Source organism: Bradyrhizobium sp. HKCCYLS2038, from assembly GCF_051167655.1.
GTDB lineage: Bacteria > Pseudomonadota > Alphaproteobacteria > Rhizobiales > Xanthobacteraceae > Bradyrhizobium.
On sequence record NZ_JBNPTM010000002.1, the window covers coordinates 23,219 to 41,798 of the forward strand.

Genomic DNA, 18,580 nt, shown 5'->3' on the forward strand with positions numbered 1-18,580 from the left:
AGCGAGATGGCGGTCTCCTCCGGGAAACGTCGACGTCGAGGCGCGACATTGGTTGTTGCGCGTGAGATACGCGACGACAGGCGCGGCTGCGCCCCCCAGCGTCGGGGGGGCGGGAGGTTCGGCCGGGCGCCCTCTTGCCCTAGCGTTGAAACGCGTCTTGGCGTTATGAAGGGACCCATAAACGACGCAAAAGCGCCCGCGCGGGGAACGGTCCGAATGGCAGGACCGGCCGATCGCGGTTTGGGAGGAGACTCGTGACCTGGCGCAAGGCCATCGTGCTCAAGACGGCGCCGCCGACGCTGGCCGAAGCGGCGATGTCGCGCCAGCGGCTGTCGCTTGACCGCTGCCTGTACGGGGCAACCCAGATCCTGGAAATCAGTGCGCCGCTCGGATTTGGCAAGACCAGCCTGCTGACCCATTGGCGCGCCGAAGCTCTCGCCGCGGGTCGGGCCGCCATCTGGTTCAGCCTCGACGCCGCCGACGACGGATCGAGATTCGTTCAAGGCCTGTTGCACGCATCCTCGCGCCAGGATCCGCGTGTGATCGGCGAGGCGTTCCTACAATGGGCGCGCAACGTCGCCGATCCCTACGAAGCCCTGACGGCGTGGCTCGCCGAAATCGAACGCAGCGGACGGGAGGCGCTGCTGCTGCTCGATGACGCCGATCTGGCGCCACCCACGTTGCGCGAGGGCGCGCTCGCCTATGTTCTGGCAAACGCGCCGGCGAATCTGCGCACGGCGCTTTCGACCCGCCCCGGCGCCGAGATCGCGCGGCAGCCTGCCTTCGCCGGCTCGCCCATCGCCCGCATCGGCACGCAGGCTCTGCGGCTGATGGAGGAGGAGACGGTCGAGATCGTCGCGCGCGCGCTGCCGCCGGCGGAGGCGGCGAGGCTCGGCGCGCGCATCCAGGGCCTGACCGATGGATGGCCGCTAGGCGTCCATCTCGCACTGACGGCGCAGCTCGGGCGCGGCCTGGCCGAGACGCCGGAGGAGACGGTCTCGCTCGCGCTCGGCCAGTTCTTCACGGACCGCATCGTCAAGCAGCAGCCCGAAGCCGTGATCGACCTGCTCACGAGCCTCGCTTTGCTCGATCCCGTGCATCCCGACCTCTGCCGCGCGCTCGCCGGCCCCGAGGCGCCCGTCGCGGAGGTCCTGCGACTCGCCGACCTGACGCCGCTGCTGATCCGCATCGAAGGCGACGAATGGCTGCGGCTCAATGCAGCGGCGCGCGATGTTCTCAGCGCGACGCAGGCGGCCTGGCCGGAGACGCGCCGCCGCAACGTCGCGCACATTGCGGCGCAGTGGTACGCCGAGCGCGGACTCTATGAGGAGGCGGCCAATCAGGCGCGGCTCGCCGGCGAGAGCGAGACGGCGCTGGACATGGCCGAGCGGGCGATGCGCGAGATGACCGTGCAGGGCCGCACGGCCGAGGTCCTCGACTGGGTCGACCGGATGGCCGCCGACGGCATCGAGCGGCGTCCCGCGGTCTGGCTGCCCGCCGCCTGGGCGGCCTTGAACAGCTTGCGCTTCCTGCAGGTCGAACCGCTGCTGCAGCGCGTACTCGCCCAGCCCGGCCTCGATGCGCAGGAGCGCTTCGAGGCGCTGCTAATCGAAGCCTCCACCGCAGGCTATAGCGACGATCTGCGCAAGCTCGAACATTTCGCGGCGCAATGGCCGGAGCCCGAGCGCGGCGCCGGCGCGAGCGAAATTCTGATCCATGCGCTGTGTCTCTGCACCGCCGACGTCCTGCGCGGACGTCCGGGACAAGCGCGCAAGCGTCTGGCGAGCGCACTGATCGACGTCGACCGGGCGAAGGCGTCCGCCATCGTGGCGGCCTTCGTCGAGTACTATCAGGGGCTATCGCTGCTCTGGGAGGGCAAGGCGGAGCTCGCCTACGAGCTTCTGCGCGGCACGCTGCGACGGCTGGAAGGCAGGTTCGATCCGCGCCACCGCATCGTCACGACCATCGCCGCCGTCTTCGCCGAAGCCGCCGTCGAGACCGACCACCTCGACGAGGCACGCAGCGTCATCCTGCGGCGCCTGCCGGAGATCGAGAAGATCGCCGTTCCCGACGCCGTCATCGCCGGCTATCTCGCCTCGGCGCGGCTGGCGGAGATCGAGGGGCGGCTCGATCTGGCGGAGGAGCACATCTCGGGCCTGGTGGCGCTCGGGCGAATGCGCAAACTGCCGCGCATCGAGGCCGTCGGACTCGGCGCGCTAGCGCGCTTCAACGCGCGCAATGGCCGCGACCGCGCGGCCGAGGACGTCGCCGAGCAACTGAGCGCGCTGGTGGCGCAGCATGACGGCAAGTTGCCGGACTCGCTGCTCGACATGTTGCGCCTTCAGGCGGAGCTCGCGGCGGCGGCGAGCCGGGTCCGCAGTGAGGTGGCGAGCGACCTGCAACTGGCCGCCGAGAGCGCGCGCAAGGCGCAGAAGCTCGCGATACGGCTGGAGTGCGGCCGCGAGCGATTGGCGGCGCAGGGCTTGTACGGACGCGCACTGCTGCGGCAGGGACAAACCAAGGGCCACTCCGAATTGCGCGAGGCGGCGGCGACCGCCCGTGCCTGGGGACTTCAGCGCATGCAGGCGGAGCTCGGCGCGAACGCCGCCGCGCCGAGCGAGCGCACGGTCATGGCGCCGGCGCCGCGCCCTGCCGCTGGCCAGGCCGCACGTCCCGGCCTGCTGACCGCGCGCGAATATGACGTCCTGCACGGCCTCGCCGCCCATCTCAGCAACAAGGAGATCGCGATCTCGCTGAACCTCAGCGACGAGACCGTGAAGTGGCACGTGAAGAACCTGTTCCAGAAGCTCGGCGCGGGCGAACGCAAGACCGCCGTCGCCCGCGCGCGCGTACTCGGGATGCTGTGAGCCCGCTCAGCCGCCGGTGGCGAGCTTGGCGAGATTGGCCGGCAGATCGAGCTCGAACTCCCGCGTCTGCCCGATCGCCGCCATCGCCTGCGCCGCGGATGCTATCGTCCCGCTCGCAATCCCCGCGCGAAAGCCGACGTTCTCCGCCGCCATCGCCGCAAACAGCGGCTCGACGAAAGGCTGCGCGACCTTGTCGAGCACGGCGCGATGCATGGCGATGGTTTTGGGCGTCAGCGCGACGATGCGGGCAACGAGATCTGCGACATAGGCATCGAGCTCGGCTTTCGGCAGCGCGCGGTTGATGAGGTTGTAGCGCTCGAATTCCACCGCCGAGAAGTCGCGGGTGGACAGCAGGATCTCGAGGCCACGCGCGGGGCCGGCGCCGAGCAGCATGCGCGTCGCGCCGCCGCCGGTCGCCAAAAACCCGGCGCTCGCCTCCGGACTCGCGAACAGCGAATCCTGCGAGGCGAAGCGCATGTCGAGCGCGAGCAGGAACTCCAGTCCGCCGCCACGCGCGCGGCCGGCGACCTTGCCGATCGTCACCTGCGGTACGTTCTGCCAGCTCAGGCCCAGCGCCTGCACGACGTTGATGTCGGGGAATTTGCTCTGCGTCGCCGGGTTCTTGAGCGACGCTTCGATCTCCGTCATGTCGAAATGCGCGATCCAGAAATCCGGATCGGCGCTCTCGACGACGACCACCTTGAGGCCGCGGTTCTGCATCAGCAGGCCGCTGACCTGAAAGAGCTCGCGCACCATCTGGCCGTTCATCAAATTGATCGGCGGATTGCGCAGCGTGACATGGAGCGCGCCGTCGTCCTCGCGCAGGGTCAGGGTTTCGAAATTCATGGGATGCTCCTCAGATGCCGGCGGATGATCAGACGAGGCGCTCGACCTTGAGGCCCACATAGCCGTAGCTCTCGAGCGCGCCGAGCAGCTCCTTGTGGCCGAAGGCCTCGCTGGGGCTGGCGAAGCCGACGCGGCGCGGCGGCTCGCGCGAGGCGCGCATGGCGCCATAGGCCTGCATCAGTCCCGTCGTGTAGTAGCCGCCGGTGGCGATCAAGGTGGACTTGACCATCACGACGTTGCCGGTTCCGACACAGACGTCGACGGCACGATGGACGAAGCGGGATTCGCGCGGCGGCGTCGCCGGCGCGATGGCGATCGCCATCGCATCGAGCATGGGATAGAGCGCCTCATCGGGAATCCATTGCAGCGACACCTTGTTGGCGCGCTCCAGCTCGAGCTCCTTCTTGTAGAGCTCCTGGTTCCACATCGCGACCATCATCTTGCAGTTGCGCACGCGGCCGTCGCGGCTGAACCAGATCGGATGCGAGCTCCCGCCCCAGTTCGAGGCGCGCAGCACCTGGCCCGACGGCGCCGAGATGTCGGTGGTTTCGATGCCGGGATATCTGATGAGCTCGCGGTTCTTCAGGTAGAATGACGGCTGGCGCACGGCATCGAGGATGGTCTGCGCCGAGGCGACGGTCGGCACCGCCTCGGCGATACCGGTCAGCTCCAGCGAATCGACGCCGGGCGTGTCGAGGCAGAACCGCGCGCCGATCTCGGAGACGCCGTACATGTAGGCGAGCGAGGGCACGATCAGCCGCTCGATCTGGCGGAACTTGGCGTCCCAGTCGCGCATGAGCTCGGCGACCCAATGCTGTTCGCCAGTGGTGTCGAAATAATGCACCCTCGCGCGATGAGCCGCCTCGACCATCTCGCGGCCGAAGCGATTGAAGGGGCCCACGGTGTTGCAGACGACCTGCCGGCCGGTCAGCAGTTCCGTCAGAGCTTCGACGCGGTGCTCGACTTCTGCGATCTGATACTTGGCCGCCTCGATGCCGGGCACGATGGCGAGAGCGGCCTCGATCTTGGCGCGGTTGCGACCGGCGGCGATGAAGGGCACGCCGAGCTCGCGCAGGTGCTCCATCACCAGACGCGCGGTATAGCCGCTCGCGCCATAGACGACGACGGGATAGTCGGAACTCATGATGTCCTCCGTTAGGGTCTGCTTTTTGTTTCCGCGCCCCAGCCGGCGTGGCGGTTGACCTGCGCCATCAGGAAGCCGAAGTGCATGAACAGCAGGCTGGTCTCGCCGTCTTCGATCTGCATGGCGCGCGCATCGCGCAGCAGCTTCTCGATCGGATAGTCCTGCGTCAGCCCGACGCCGCCGAACAATTGCAGCGCCTCGTTGCAGACGGCGAACATCTCGGAGCTGCAGAACGCCTTGCCGGCGGCGGTGAAATAGGGATGCGGCGCGGGCGACAGCCGCGTGTAGTCCGCGACGTGGCGGGCCATCGCCTTGATCGCCTCGACCTTGGCGCCCATGACGCCGAGCCGGTATTGCGTGAGTTGGAGATCTGCGAGCAGCGCCCCGCCCTGGCGGCGCTGGTTGACATGGTTGAGCGCCATCTCGAAGGCGGCACGCGCGAGGCCGGTCGAGACGTGGCTCATTGCCGTGCCCGCATGCGCCCAGGCCATCGCATGCTTGATCTCGTAGTCGTCGCGCGTGGCCACCGCGAAGCGGCGCGGCACGCGCACGTCGTCGAAGAAGATCTCGCCCTGCGGCAGCGGCCGCTTGCCGAGCTTGCGCAGCGGCCTGCCCCGCGTGATGCCCTTGAGGTCGAGCGGCACGACGATGTTGCAGCCGAACGTGTCGCCGTTCGCGGCGTGGTAGCCATCGCCGTAATCGGCGACGATGTCGAGCAGCCCGACCTCGGCGACGTAGCCGTTCGACACCCAGGACGAGCTCTGCCCGTTGATCACGATCTCGTCGCCGACGAACCGCGCGGTCAGATTGCCGACATTGCCCTTGGCGCCGGCGGCGCGCTCCTGCGCATAGAGGGTGAGCCCGTCCGAGCCGCGGTCGGGCTGTGTCGCGATCCAACAGCCAAGCATGCCCTGGCACATCTCGACGAGCTCGCTTCTGCCGCTGGCGAGCGAGGCACGCATCGGCATCTCGCCGGCACCGGCCGAGACCGCGAGACCGACATCGCCCCAGCCGAGTTCGGCGATCACGACGCCTTCGAGCCGCGCCGCCGCTGCCGGCTCCAGGCTCGTCGTCGCCTCCGGCCCGACGCCGAGGCCGGCAAAGGCCTTGTGAAAGTCCCAGAACGGCGAGCCCGGCGCGTAGGCCGCATCCGGATCCATCTTGTCGAGCGCGCGGCCGATCGGACGCATGACCTCGGCGGCGAAGCGGCGCAGCCCCGCCTGCGCGCTCCGCTCCTCGGGCGACAGGCTCGCGTCGAAGCCGGACAGCTCCATGTGCGGCCAAGGTATCGCGTGCGTAGTCATGGCGTCACCTCGTGAACAGATTGACGGTGACGACGGCCTCTTCGTAGCCGACCTGGCCGCCGCCGTTTTCCTGCAGTGCGACCTTCGCGCCCTCGACCTGCCGCGCGCCGGCTTCGCCACGCAGTTGCGTGACCAGCTCGGCGATCTGGCCAAGCCCGGTGGCGCCGATCGGATGCCCCTTGGATTCGAGCCCGCCCGAGGGGTTCACCGGCACGCGACCGCCGAGGGTGAACTCGCCGCGCTCGGCAGCCGCACCGCCCGCGCCCATCTCGGCGAGCCGCAAATACTCGACGGCCATGATCTCGCCCATGGCGGTGGCGTCATGGACCTCCGCCACCGAAACCTCATCGGGGCCCAGTCCCGCTGCCGCATAGGCCTTGTCGGCGGCGCGCCGGCACACGGCGCTGGCGAAATCCGTGGGTTCGCGCGGCGTGGCGGTCGCGATCGCCGTTCCCGCAACCTTGATCGCCCGGCGCGCCGACCCCGAAAGCCGCTTGAGGCCCGCCTCCGAACAGACCACCACCGCCGCGCCACCATCGGAGATCGGCGAGCACATCGGCATGGTCAGCGGATATGTGATGGGATCGGCCGCCAGCACCTGCTCGACGGTGAAGGGCTTCCGGTATTGCGAAAGCGAATTGTGGACCGAATGATTGTGGTTCTTGGCGCAGACGGCCGCGATTTGGCGCTGCGTCGTGCCGAATTCGCTCATCCAGAACCGGCACATGGCGGCGTAGATCGCCATGAAGCGGCTGTAGGGGCGGCTCGACTCGCTGCCCTCGGGCGGCGCGATCCCGGTCCCGAGCGCGAGCAGCCGCGCCGCGTTCTCCTCGGCCTGCGCGACGTCCCAGCCACCTTCGAACAGCTGGATCGCGCGCAGCTTGTCGGCAATGTTCATCTTCTCGGCACCGAGCGCGAGCGCGACGTCGCATTGCCCGGCGCGGATCGCCTGCACTGCGAGTTGGAACGCACTCGTCCCTGAGGCGCAGGCGTTCTCGACGTTGTAGACGGGGAGGCCTGATAGTCCGAGCCGGGCGAACACGACCTGTCCGGGGATGGCAAACTGGCCCTGCAGCGCGCCCTGCGTCTGCCCCGAATAGAACGCGGTTTCGATGTCAGCCGGCGCCGCGCCGGCGTCGGCGAGCGCGAGGTCGAACGCCTCGCTGGCGAAGTCCCAGACCTGCTTTTCCGGATTTCGGCCGAACACGGTCATGCCGACCCCGGCGACATAGATGTCGCCCATGCTTCCTCCCCGACGGCTCAAGCCATTTGCAGCGATCGTTAGCGCCGCACCGGTGGCACCGTCGCCCCCTCTTGTCGGGGGGCCTGCGCGAGGGGGGAGTTGTCACCGAGGGACGACGAGTGAACCACCCGCTCCAGGCGCCATTGCATTCTCTGGCGTCGCTTCGCCATGTCGGCGCTCTGCTGACGGCGATTGTGCACATCAAGGACGAATCGCCGGAACACTGCGATCCATCCCCTTCCGTGTCGTGGGCTAGCAAAATCACCGTGCCAGCCAGCTCCTCAGCGGTGAAAGCGTCCGCCCTATCCGATCACCTCGCTAGTCGAAATCTTTCATCTCAGCTTACACATGCCCGACACTGCTGAGGCGGAGGCAGGAGAAGCGTCGCTGCTCACTACCAGCGATGTCATTCGCCACGTCAGATCAGCGAACGCCGGACCGTGACGACGTTGCCTGCTGCGGCATAGAACGGCCCGGCGCTTTAGCGATCGTGATCCAATCCTTAGTGCCCTCTCAACTGTCGCGTCCGCTCTACCGTAGCCATTGAAGATCTAAAGATCGCCAATTCACCGGAAGCTGATTCAAGCCTCTCAATTGCCGAGGAGCTCGTCAAAAACGCGCCGCGTTTGCGGCGAGTCATTGGAGTGCTATCGTGCTGACAAAGGCAACGTCCATCATCCGCGCGCCCAGACGTCTTCAACAATGCGCAGACGCAAACTCTTTGCTTCAGCGTCAAGCGTTCTCAGCAAACTCCGCCGGGCTGCTGCGTGCGACACGGGTGCCTGCTATGGAGACCGATCTCATCGCCAATCTCGTGGAATTCCCGGCGGTGCCGAAGGGGGCTGCCAGAATCCGGATGCAGGTGATGGCCAATCATCGCGCCAGAACATCGTTCAGGCCGTGGAATGCCTGGCGCTCGCCTTTCAGCGCGCCGGGAAGGAATTCCAGACCCAGTACGTCGTAGCGACCGACGCCGCGTGACGGCCATTCAGCTCCGGATCGGTTGACGTCGCACATCCGACGTCCGCATCTCGGGCACCAGGGATCATCGAGGCGTCTCGGAAGCGAGACGTCTCGGAGGCTCCGGCTTTCAAACAGCCGCCCCATAATCGCTGAACGGCGCGCATGCGTAACGGCCCTCGGCCGTATGCTGCTCCGTTCCAGCATGTTTGTTGATCGGAATGCGGATTCCCGGCGGTCACAAGAAGCGGCCGTTGTGGGTCGCCATGCCGATTGGTTGCGCAAACGCATTCGTTCCTGTCCCCTCACATTGCGGAAGTTGACAGCTGAGCTGGCGGAGCGCGGCGTCAAAACCGCCCAGCGGGCGGCCTGGACCTTCATCCGAAGCCGAATGGCCTGAGAGTTTCAACGATAAGACCATGGTCTCGATCGAGCGCTTCGCCGCGATCGCCGGCGAGTCTGGGTCCCACACAGCACACCGGCAGATTGACGTCTTAGGAAAGAAGGCAGGAGTCAAACTCCGCGTCGATGAAGAGAGCTCGATCCGACTTGGATGCGCACGTCGTGACTGCTAATCGTCCAGCAGATCCAGAAACCGTTCGACCCTCTGCAGAGCAGGTTCACCACTTCGCTCCGTAAAAATGACCCGATTGCCGTCCCGTTGCAGCAAGCGCGAACATGATTTCCGGATCTTGCCCGGAAGCAGCGTCGCGGCAATCGCCTCCGGCCCGACATCCAGACGCATGATGCCGCGGTCCCGGCAGCTGACCCGCAGCCTAGCCACGGCGAAAAAGTTGCCGGCCGCAGCGGGCAATGTCCCGAAGCGGCGCTGCGTTTCGTCTTCGAGCTCCTCCAGCTCGTCGTCCGTCCGGCAGCGCGCCGCCCGCGCATAGATCTCGAGCCTGACCGCTTCCGACTGCACATAGTCCGAGGGAAGCAGCTCGGCGATCGGCAGGTTGAGCTCGGGAATCCAGAGAGCGGACATCCCGTCGCGGTCGCCCTCCAAAGCCAGCGTCAGCAAGTGACCATAGAGCGTCGGGCCGAACACCTGCACGTGACCGGACTGGCGATCGGACAGCATGTCACCGCCACCGCGAAGGTCGAGATCGCGCGCGCTGATGTCGAATCCCGCGCCCGGACGAGTCAGCTCCTCGAGCACGGACAGCCGCTGCTCCGATCGGTCTGAGCCGCCGTCCGTCAGGAAATGCGCAAACGCCCGAATGCCGCTGCGCCCTACCCGCCCGCGCAACTGATGGAGTTGTGCCAAGCCGAAGCGTTCCGGCCAGCACACGACGATGGTGTTTGCCCGCGGGATATCGAGACCACTTTCCACAATGTTGGTCGCGAGCAATACGTCCGCCTTGCCTTCGACGAACCCCATGAGTCTTTCGTCGATCTCGTCTGCAGACAGTTTGCCGTGGAGCGAAATGACCCGCAGTTCAGGCGCCAGCGCGTGGATCCGAGCCAGCATAGGATCCAGATCCTGGATCCGCGGGCAGACCACAAAGCTCTGGCCATTGCGGCGATGCTCGCGCACCAAAGCGGCCGCGATCGCGATGTCCGACAGCGGCGCCACCTTGGTCACGACCGGTACACGATGCACGGGCGGCGTCGCAATCACGCTGAGATCGCGCAAGCCGGTCAGTCCCGCTGCCAGCGTCCGCGGGATCGGCGTCGCGCTCATCCACAGTCGGTGGCCGTTCTTGTTGAGGCTCGACAACATGGCCTTGTCGGCCGCGCCGAAGTGCTGCTCCTCGTCGATGATGATCAGCCCGAGATCGGCAAACTTGATCTCCTTCGATGCGAGCGACAGCGTGCCGACGACAACCTTGAGGTCTCCGCTCTTCAGGCCATCTCGCACCTTGCGCGCCTCGGCGGTCGAGGCGATCCGCGACAGATTTCCGACCTCGATGCCGAGCGCCGCAAAGCGCTTGCGGAACGTCTCGACATGCTGCCGCGCCAGCACGGTGGTCGGGACGACGATCGCGACCTGTTTTCCAGCCAGAACAGTGGCCGCAGCGGCGCGCAACGCCACCTCGGTCTTGCCGAAGCCGACGTCGCCGCAGACGATCCGGTCCATCGGGTGACCTGACGCCAGATCATCCAGAACCTGGCGGATCGCCTGCGCCTGGTCCGGCGTGGTGAAATACGGAAAGCGCGCGACGAATTTCTCGTAGGCCGCCGGCCGCGGCACCAGCTTCGGGGCCGGCCGCCGCCGGCGCAGGCTCCTCTGCTTGGCGAGCTCCTTGGCAACAACATGGATTTCGGTTTCGGCTGCCGCCCGCCGCGGCCGCCATGAACTGCCGTCGGCTTTGTCGAGCGAGGTGTTGCCGAGCTCAGCCGCGTACGGCCAGATCAGCGCCAGCTCCGCAAGCGGCACCAGGACGGCATCGTTCCCAGCGAACACCAGCCGCACCATCTCACGCGCGGAGACGCCGGCACTGCCCATCGCGCGCAATCCACCTAGCTTGGCCAATCCGCGTTGCAGATGCACGACCACCGATCCAAGCTCGGGCAGGTCCACAGATTCGAAGCCGGGCGTCCAGGCCCAGTTCACAGGCTGCGGCTGATGCGCCCTGCTGCCGAGAACATCGGACGCGGTGATGACGACAATCGGCTTCCGTCCAGGAACAACAAAGCCGGCGTCGAAGCCGGCCAGCAAGGCGGTCTCCCGCCTGCCTCGCGCGGTGACCTGCGCCCAATCGGCGGCACGCTCAGCCTTGATCCCGCTCATGGTCGCCATGAGCCGCAGATCCGCCTCGACTGCAGCCGCAAACACCAGTCGCGCATCATCACGCTGAGCATCCTCGACAAACGCGCGCAGCGCCTTTCGGGGCGCGGCTTCCTTGAAGAACTCCGGTGTCGCCCGGTAGGGCGCTGTCGGCGACAGCAGCGTCATCTTCTTCGCCGCCTGCTCCCATTCGCGGCGGCTCACATACGCCCGATCACGCTCGGCGCGCGGAGCGGCATCCTCGATCGTGCTCAGCCAGATGTCCGCATGCTTGGGGATTTCGGCGTCGGCGATCCACCTGGCTCGCGTGCAGTAATCGAACAGGCTGGCCTTGTTCCGAGCACGTTGCTTGAACGCAAGTCGCTCGGACATCGGATCGATCTGAAGCTCCTTGAGCTCGGAGATCACCTCCTGATCCAACGGATTGAAGGCAGCAATCCGCCGCATCTTGCCGCCGGAATGCTCGATCCTGAACGGGCCGCGCGCGCCGGCCGGAAAAATCTCGAACGTGTTGCCGTGGAACAGCACACCGCCGGGATAGTCCGGGCTGTCGTCAAGATCATATCCGAGCCCACCAAAGCGAGCCTCGAGCTGCTGTTCGGAATAGGCGCCGCCGACCCGCAACTGCATCCCACTGCCCGACCAATCCGCCGGCAGCGGAAGGCGCTCCATCAGCGCCTCGACGGTCGTGATCAGCAGGAACGGTGTCTTGTTGCTCGACGGCGTCTTGGCGTTCGCAAGACGTCTCAACACCGCGCTTCGCCGGCCCGCGATGTCGCGCGACGGCTCGAGCAGATCGAACGGCAAGGTGTTCAGCCGTGGATAGACGAGCACGTCACACGCCGGCTCGAGCACCTGAATGACGGACGCCAACCGTTCGGCTCTGCGCTCATTCTCGGCGAGAAACACGAGCCCGCTTCGGCCAGCCGCTTGCCACTGCTCCATGAGGTGCAGCGCCAAAAGTCCCAAAGGTGATGCGGAGGACACAGCAAGCCTCGCGACCGCCTTCTTGGGCGCCCCCGCCAGCTTCTTGCGCGGAACCGATGTCTTCGGTGCGGGGGTGTGCTTTGGTGAGGTCGTCTTCCGCTGCACTGAGCTGCGGGCATTGCGAAGGACTGAGCGCAAAGATGAGAACTCGTGTGTCATTGAGGGCACCGGGAGCCGAGCCCAGCGAATCGGATAATAATTAGCGGATTCGAATCCTCCAGGGCACCCGGGATCTGAACTTCGCTTCGCCATCGTACGGACGCGTGCTGTGCGTTTCAAACAGCAGGCATGGCTGAGCCATCTCGCGGCGGTCTCCGCCCGAGTTGCTCTCTTGAGTGAACCTCTTCTTCGAAGAAGAGGCGCAGGGAAGACCGGGTATCGGCTGATACCCGCGGTCCGCGTGCAGCAGATAAGCACGCGGCAGAACCACAGGTACAGCCCAATATCCGGCCCTCCCTGCGCGACGGTTTTGCGGGTTATAGGCGCTCTCCCCGGGGACCGGCTGTCTTGCCCCCGTCGCCAGCGGATCATCCTCACCGCCGGCTTGGCGTCAGCTTCGGGACGCCAGGACCACACCATTTCGCCGTCGCCTCGCTCCGTCCGTCGGCGCGGGCTGTGACACCCGGCTGCAGAGCAACGCGCCCATCGCATCTTCCGGCTCGACGCTCGTGACGATCGCGAAACGTCCCTCTTCAGCGAGCCGGGATGCGCGAGAATGTGGAGCTGATTTGCCCGACAAGGCAAGGGAGAAGATCGCGACAAACTGGCACGACGGGCAGTTGGCGCATGCGGGGCATGCAAGGATCACTTGTACCGCAGATCGTCAGTCGGCGGACGACCACGCGTCCGTCAGTGACTTGGCCCTCTTGCGAGCGTCATGCCGATGCTCGGTAGCAGCTATCCATGTCGTCATCCTCCCGACGAACGACTTAGATGCCCGGGCCTCCGTCGTGAGCCGCTCGCCGAGCGGGCAACGACGGGGTCTAGATGGCGAGCGCCACGAGCATCGCGCACTTCACTATTACCTCAGGAGGTCTTCTTGCAGTTGCATCGTGACCTTTCATCTGATCCGACGGCGCTTCAATCTTCAAACGCGTCCTGATGAAATTCACCTTCGGCTCAAGAACGATGCGGTTGTTCTCAACGCAAATCGAGTTCAGTCCTCGACTGAACGGTGATCTCCCGAGATGAAACCGAGCCTCTCTCCCAACTTTGCAAAACATAGATGAGCGTCCGTAGTGTCGATTTTAACAGACTTGATCGCCGCCGCGATTGCGTCCGGCTTTACTGTCGGACACTGACATCGCGGCTGAATAAGCGCCGACATTGCGTCAGCATAGTCGCAAATCAAGCCGAACACGATCGACTCTGGCATTCCGTCAGGCAAAACGATGACAGGACGCTCGACATGCTGCGGCTGATCATTCCCTCGCCGCAGGTGAACATCCGCGCTCGACATCTTCCTCCCACCGACGAAGGCGGAAAGACCTTTCTCAAGGCGCCGACGCGCTATGACATCGCGGACGGCCTCATCGTCAGTTGCGCGGGACCCAGCGTCACGAAGATGTCAGTTGCCAAAGACGAGCGGTCCGCGCGACCTGTCTGCGCTGGAGACGAGAGCCGAGATGAGGCGATTTGGTTTCAAGGTGCCCGTGCTGCCCCGCCGCCTCGTGGCGGCGCTGGTCGCGGTCGCCATGAGCCTGGTTCCGCTGCTCGGCACGCTCGATACCGCCGCGGCGGCAACGGCTGACGGCATCCGGACGCAGCAATGGTCGTCGACGACGACACCTGCGCCGAAGCCGTGCCGGAAGGCCGTGCTCCCTGGCACCATCAACGTCTGTCCCTTCGCCGCGGCGAGCCTCACCGCCCTCCCCGCGGATGACCGCGCAACGGCGCAGCCGATGGCCGCCTCGCGGACGCTGTCGTGGCATCCCCAGCATGACGCGCTGACGACGCAATGCCACGCGTCCTCGCCCTACCGTCCTCCCTGTCGCCGCTCCTGATCATCGTTTCGCGCGCAGCGTAACGCTGCGGCCCGGGCGAGCGAAATTCCATCATCGATCGCGCATCGAACGGATCGAGTAGCGCGGCCTCGTCTTCGGGCCGCTCTGCGTCGAACTGCGTCGCACGACCGCTTGTGACATGCGCCGACCGCGCAGGGAGATCATCATGTCCATCCGCCATCTTGGCTGGCTCGGCCTGCTGCTGGGCGCGCTTGTTGCGACGACGGCCGCGAGCGCCGGCGCGTCACGGCCTCAACCGAACCTCGCCACGCGCCTGCTGGTCGGCGACGTCGCACGCACCGACAGCGGTGTGACGACCGCCTGGGCTGGCCTCGACGTCAGGCTCGACGCCGGTTGGCATACGTATTGGCGCGCCGCCGGGGACGCCGGCGCGCCGCCCGAGTTCGACTGGACCGGGTCGGCCAATGTCGCTGATGTCACGGTCGAATGGCCGGCGCCCCGCCGCTTCAGCGAGCAGGACATCGATACGTTCGGCTATGACGAGCACGTGTTATTCCCGTTGCGGGTGCGGCTTCGGGATGGAGCGGCGCCGGCGCATCTCAAGCTGAAGGCGGTCCTGTTCGTCTGCTCGGTCATCTGCACCCAGCAGGAGACACAACTCGAGGCCGACATTCCGGTGCCCTCACATCGGCCGAACGATCAGGCGCTGATCGAGGAGTGGCGGCAGAGCGTGCCGCGCGAGACGGCGCCCGGCCTTTCCATCACCACGCTGCGCATCGACCGCCAGCCCAAACCGCAGCTGCGTCTCGAGGCCCGGGCGACGCCGCCGCTGCGCGCGCCTGACGTCTTCGTCGATGGCAATGACGCCGTGTCCGGCGGTCGCGTCCAAGTCAGCAACGGCTCGGACGGTGCCGTTATGATCAATGTGCCGGTGCAGGGCCTCGATCGGACTGCTCCTGGACAACGGTTGCGGGTCACGCTGGTCGACGGTGACCGGTCGATCGAAGCCGTGCTCCCCGTGGACGCTGATGCTGTCGCCGCGAAGTCAGCAACGGCAACGCCGCATGCCCCTGCGGCGTCGATCTGGAGCATCCTCGGCGTGGCGCTGCTCGGCGGCTTCATCCTCAACTTCATGCCCTGCGTATTTCCGGTGTTGTCGTTGAAGCTCGTCTCCTTGGTCGATCACGATCCGGCCCACGCGCCGTCGCGGCGTCCGGCTTTCCTGGCAACCGCCGCCGGCATCATCGCGTCATTCGTGACTCTCGCCCTCGTCCTCTCCACCCTGAAAAGCGCGGGCGCGGAAGTCGGCTGGGGGCTGCATTTCCAGCAGCCGGCCTTCCTCATCGCGATGATCGTCGTGCTCGCCGCGTTCGGCGCCAACTTGGTCGGCCTGTTCGAGATCCACCTGCCCTGGTGGATCGCCGGCCGGCTCGGCGGCGCCACCGGCCACAACACGATGGCAGGCCACGCCCTGAACGGCTTCGTCATGACGCTGCTCGCCACGCCCTGCTCGGCTCCTTTCGTCGGCACCGCCGTCGCGTTTGCACTGTCGCAGGCTGCACCGCAGATCCTGCTGGTGTTCACCGCGCTCGGGCTCGGCATGGCCACGCCCTATCTGGGCCTCGCAGCCGCGCCGCGACTGGCCGCGCTGTTTCCTCGGCCGGGCCGCTGGATGCTGACGCTGCGCGCCGTTGCCGCGCTCGCGATGATCGCAACGGCATCTTGGCTGCTGCGCGTGCTCGCAGACATAAGCGGCATGGCCAGCGCGGCCGTGCTCGCCGCGGTCTTGCTCGTACCCGCGCTGATCCTGGCGATGCTGCGCTTTCCGTTGCGGCGAACGGTCGTCGGCGCTGGCGTCATCGTCGCGATGGGGCTGGTGCTGGCCGCCGCCACCGTGATCAGGCCTCCGGACGGCCCGGCATGGTCGGACGGAATCGCTTGGCAGCCGCTGGTGCCGACAGACATCGCGGCCCAGGTCCGCGCCGGCCATACCGTGTTCGTCGACATCAGCGCCAGCTGGTGCGTGACGTGCAAGGTCAATGAAAAGCTGGTCATCGACAGCGCCGCCGTGCGCAGCCGTCTCGCGTCTGATGTCGTTGCGGTCAGGGCGGACTGGACCTCACACGACAATAAGATCGCGGCCTATCTGCGATCCTTCAGCCGCTACGGCCTGCCGTTCAACGCCGTGTTCGGCCCCGGCGCGCCCGCCGGCATCGTGCTGCCCGAATTGCTCACACCGCAGATCGTGCTCGACGCCCTCAATGCTGCATCAACCAATCCCCAACCGGAGAACGACAAGACATGACCAGGACCAACGTCACGATGACAAGGCGGCTTGCCGCAGCGCTCCCGATGCTCGCGCTGCTGATGACCACCCTGCTTCCGATTGCCGCCCGTGCCGAGGACGATGACACGGACATCCTGAGCGAGGCGCGCATCCTGCGCGACCCCGCCATTCCCGTCCTCGGCAACGCCGACGGCGACATCACGATCGTCGAGTATTTCGACTATCAATGTCCGTATTGCCGCAAGATCAGCCCTGAGCTCGCGAAGGTGGTTCGCGATGACGGTCACGTCCGTCTCGTCTTCAAGGACTGGCCGATCTTCGGCGGCGCGTCGATCTACGCCGCGCGCCTGACGCTGGCGGCGAAGTACCAGGACAAGTTCGCCGAAGCCCACGAAGCGCTTATCTCGCTCAAAGAAAAGCTCTCCGAGGCGAACGCCGACGCAGCGCTCTCTGCTGCCGGGGTCGACCTTGTCCGCGCCAAGACCGATCTCACCGCCAAAGCCAGGGAGATCGACGCCGTCCTCGCCCGCAACCACGAGCAGGCCATGGGCCTGGGCTTCCAGGGCACCCCGGCCTTCATCATCGGCCGCTTCCGCGTACCCGGAGCGCCCAACGCGCAAGCCTTTAAGCAGGCCATCGCCGACGCACGAAAAGCGGCGCGGAAGTAACGTCCGTCGTCAAACGCGACGCTGGCGTTATGTTCAGCCGATCCGGACCGGCCCCCTAGGCGACCGGCCCGCCATGCGCGCGCCAGCGGCTCATGCCGCCGGCGTAGTGGCGGATGTCCTGCCGCCCCGCCGCCAGCGCTCGCCGTAATGCCGTGGCCGAGCGGCCGCCGGCCTGGCAGATCAGAATCACCGGCTTGTCGTGCACGAGGCTGTCCGGATCGAATCGTGACAGCGGATGGTTGATCGCGCCCGGGATGTGGCCGCCCTTGAACTCGTGCGGCTCGCGGACGTCGACGATGACGCAGCTGCGCTGTTGATGCGCCTTGACCAGTTCGTCGTGCTCGATCGCCGGCACGCTGGTCGATCCCGTCAGCTTGTTGAACAATCCTGCCAGCATTGGATGAACCTCTCGACTGTTGATGATGGGCGGATCGGGCGGAGCGGCCTAACCTTGCGCGCGCCTCGCCTTGGCCTCCGACGCCTCGACCCAGAAGAAGAACGCGCCGGCGCCGATGGCGAGCGCGGCGAACCAGACGCCATCCGGCACGCCGGTGATATCGGGCAGCCGCACCTTGCCGAGCGCCCAGACATTGAGAATGTGAGCCTTCACCCAGTCGAAGCTCAACGCATAGAGGATGGCGCCGACGATCATGCCGAAGGCCCCGACCGCTGCGTGGACGCTGCCGCTGGCGATGGCGCCGAGCGCAGTGCCCGGGCAGTAGCCGTAGACGACCATGCCGATACCGAACAGGGCCGCGCCGAGCGCGACCGCCAGCATGTTGGCATCCTTGACGTAGTACTTGGTGTTGCCGGTATCGACCAGCAGCAGCACGCCGATGCCGCCGACCACGATCGCCGTGCCCATCACCTTCAAGACGGTGAAGTCACGCAGCCGGAACTGGTTCTCGATCACGTTGCAGCTTGTGACCTTGCCCTGCTGCAGCAGATAGCCGAAGACGGCGCCCATCAGGATCGGGCCGCCGATGCTCATCAATGACGTCATGACCTCTCTCCCTCTCAGCCCTTGCGGAACATGAAGCGCGACACGACCAGGCCGGTCGCGAACATCACCGCCAGGAACAGCCAGCTCGACAGCGCCAATTGCAGCCCGCCGGAAATGCCGTGCCCGCTGGTGCAGCCGCCGGCCAGCCGCGCGCCATACATGATGACAATGCCGCCGAGAAACGCGGCGACGAAGCGCTTCAACACCGATGGACCGAAGCGCTCCTTCCAGACCTCCGGCACCAGCTCGAGGCGCCAAGTCCCCGAGATGGTCGCCGACAGGAACGCACCGAGTGGAATGCCGACCAGGAACCAGACGCCATAGTCCCACTTCAGCGGCATCGATTTCCAATAGCTGTTGGCAGCGACGGCCTCGGATCCGATCAGCGGCGCAGCGAACAGCGACGCGATGCGTGAAAACGCGGTCGTCACGCCGAGCGGATCACCGAACCCGGCAAAGGCCACCCAGCTCAGGATGCCGATGCCGGCGCCGACCAGATAGGGCGACCAGTCGATCCGTTTGGACTTCCTCGCATCTCCGACGACGACGTCGGTCATGATTGTCATGACGCCTGCC

At 66.3% G+C, this 18,580-nt stretch carries 13 protein-coding genes; 4 read left to right on the forward strand and 9 right to left on the reverse strand.

The genetic code is table 11. From position 1 onward, the window contains the following. Positions 1 to 254: 254 nt before the first annotated feature. On the forward strand, positions 255 to 2,867 hold the full coding sequence (locus tag ACQR1I_RS09360) for a LuxR C-terminal-related transcriptional regulator (RefSeq protein WP_434864336.1): 2,613 nt from the start codon (positions 255 to 257) through the stop codon (positions 2,865 to 2,867). 6 nt (positions 2,868 to 2,873) lie between these two features. Here the strand turns inward: ACQR1I_RS09360 and ACQR1I_RS09365 are convergent, their stop codons facing one another. The 6 genes from ACQR1I_RS09365 to ACQR1I_RS09390 form a co-directional block, all read right to left on the reverse strand. Further along, positions 2,874 to 3,713: an enoyl-CoA hydratase/isomerase family protein gene (locus tag ACQR1I_RS09365; RefSeq protein ID WP_434864337.1), complete on the reverse strand. Its 840-nt coding sequence runs from the start codon at positions 3,711 to 3,713 to the stop codon at positions 2,874 to 2,876. A 28-nt stretch (positions 3,714 to 3,741) separates the two neighbouring features. Next, the gene (locus ACQR1I_RS09370; RefSeq protein WP_434864338.1) at positions 3,742 to 4,857 is read right to left on the reverse strand and encodes a saccharopine dehydrogenase family protein; all 1,116 of its coding nucleotides are present in this window, start codon (positions 4,855 to 4,857) and stop codon (positions 3,742 to 3,744) included. Positions 4,858 to 4,868: 11 nt separating this feature from the next. Then, a complete protein-coding gene (locus tag ACQR1I_RS09375; protein ID WP_434864339.1) occupies positions 4,869 to 6,161 on the reverse strand; it encodes an acyl-CoA dehydrogenase family protein in 1,293 nt (430 codons plus the stop codon). A 4-nt stretch (positions 6,162 to 6,165) separates the two neighbouring features. Next, entirely contained in the window at positions 6,166 to 7,404 is a 1,239-nt protein-coding gene (locus tag ACQR1I_RS09380; RefSeq protein ID WP_434864340.1) for a thiolase family protein, read from the reverse strand. Positions 7,405 to 8,277: 873 nt separating this feature from the next. Further along, positions 8,278 to 8,421 carry a hypothetical protein gene (locus tag ACQR1I_RS09385; protein WP_434864341.1) on the reverse strand — a complete coding sequence of 48 codons (144 nt, stop codon included), beginning with the start codon at positions 8,419 to 8,421 and terminating at the stop codon, positions 8,278 to 8,280. Between the two features lie 514 nt (positions 8,422 to 8,935). Further along, the gene (locus tag ACQR1I_RS09390) at positions 8,936 to 12,334 is read right to left on the reverse strand and encodes a DEAD/DEAH box helicase (RefSeq protein WP_434865103.1); all 3,399 of its coding nucleotides are present in this window, start codon (positions 12,332 to 12,334) and stop codon (positions 8,936 to 8,938) included. 1,373 nt (positions 12,335 to 13,707) lie between these two features. Between ACQR1I_RS09390 and ACQR1I_RS09395 the strand changes: the two genes are divergently transcribed. From ACQR1I_RS09395 to ACQR1I_RS09405, 3 genes are all read left to right on the forward strand, one after another. Further along, positions 13,708 to 14,085: a hypothetical protein gene (locus tag ACQR1I_RS09395; protein ID WP_434864342.1), complete on the forward strand. Its 378-nt coding sequence runs from the start codon at positions 13,708 to 13,710 to the stop codon at positions 14,083 to 14,085. Positions 14,086 to 14,251: 166 nt separating this feature from the next. Beyond that, entirely contained in the window at positions 14,252 to 16,351 is a 2,100-nt protein-coding gene (locus ACQR1I_RS09400) for a protein-disulfide reductase DsbD family protein (RefSeq protein WP_434864343.1), read from the forward strand. Between the two features lie 17 nt (positions 16,352 to 16,368). Further along, positions 16,369 to 17,001: a DsbA family protein gene (locus tag ACQR1I_RS09405; protein ID WP_434865104.1), complete on the forward strand. Its 633-nt coding sequence runs from the start codon at positions 16,369 to 16,371 to the stop codon at positions 16,999 to 17,001. Positions 17,002 to 17,056: 55 nt separating this feature from the next. Here ACQR1I_RS09405 and ACQR1I_RS09410 read toward each other — a convergent pair whose 3' ends face one another. The 3 genes from ACQR1I_RS09410 to ACQR1I_RS09420 are packed head-to-tail and all read right to left on the reverse strand — an operon-like array spanning position 17,057 to position 18,561. Further along, positions 17,057 to 17,398 (reverse strand): rhodanese-like domain-containing protein, encoded by a 342-nt coding sequence (locus tag ACQR1I_RS09410; RefSeq protein ID WP_434864344.1) that lies wholly within the window; start codon positions 17,396 to 17,398, stop codon positions 17,057 to 17,059. A 48-nt stretch (positions 17,399 to 17,446) separates the two neighbouring features. After that, on the reverse strand, positions 17,447 to 18,004 hold the full coding sequence (locus ACQR1I_RS09415) for a YeeE/YedE thiosulfate transporter family protein (protein WP_434864345.1): 558 nt from the start codon (positions 18,002 to 18,004) through the stop codon (positions 17,447 to 17,449). Positions 18,005 to 18,018: 14 nt separating this feature from the next. Beyond that, the gene (locus ACQR1I_RS09420; protein WP_434865105.1) at positions 18,019 to 18,561 is read right to left on the reverse strand and encodes a YeeE/YedE thiosulfate transporter family protein; all 543 of its coding nucleotides are present in this window, start codon (positions 18,559 to 18,561) and stop codon (positions 18,019 to 18,021) included. Positions 18,562 to 18,580 lie beyond the last annotated feature (19 nt).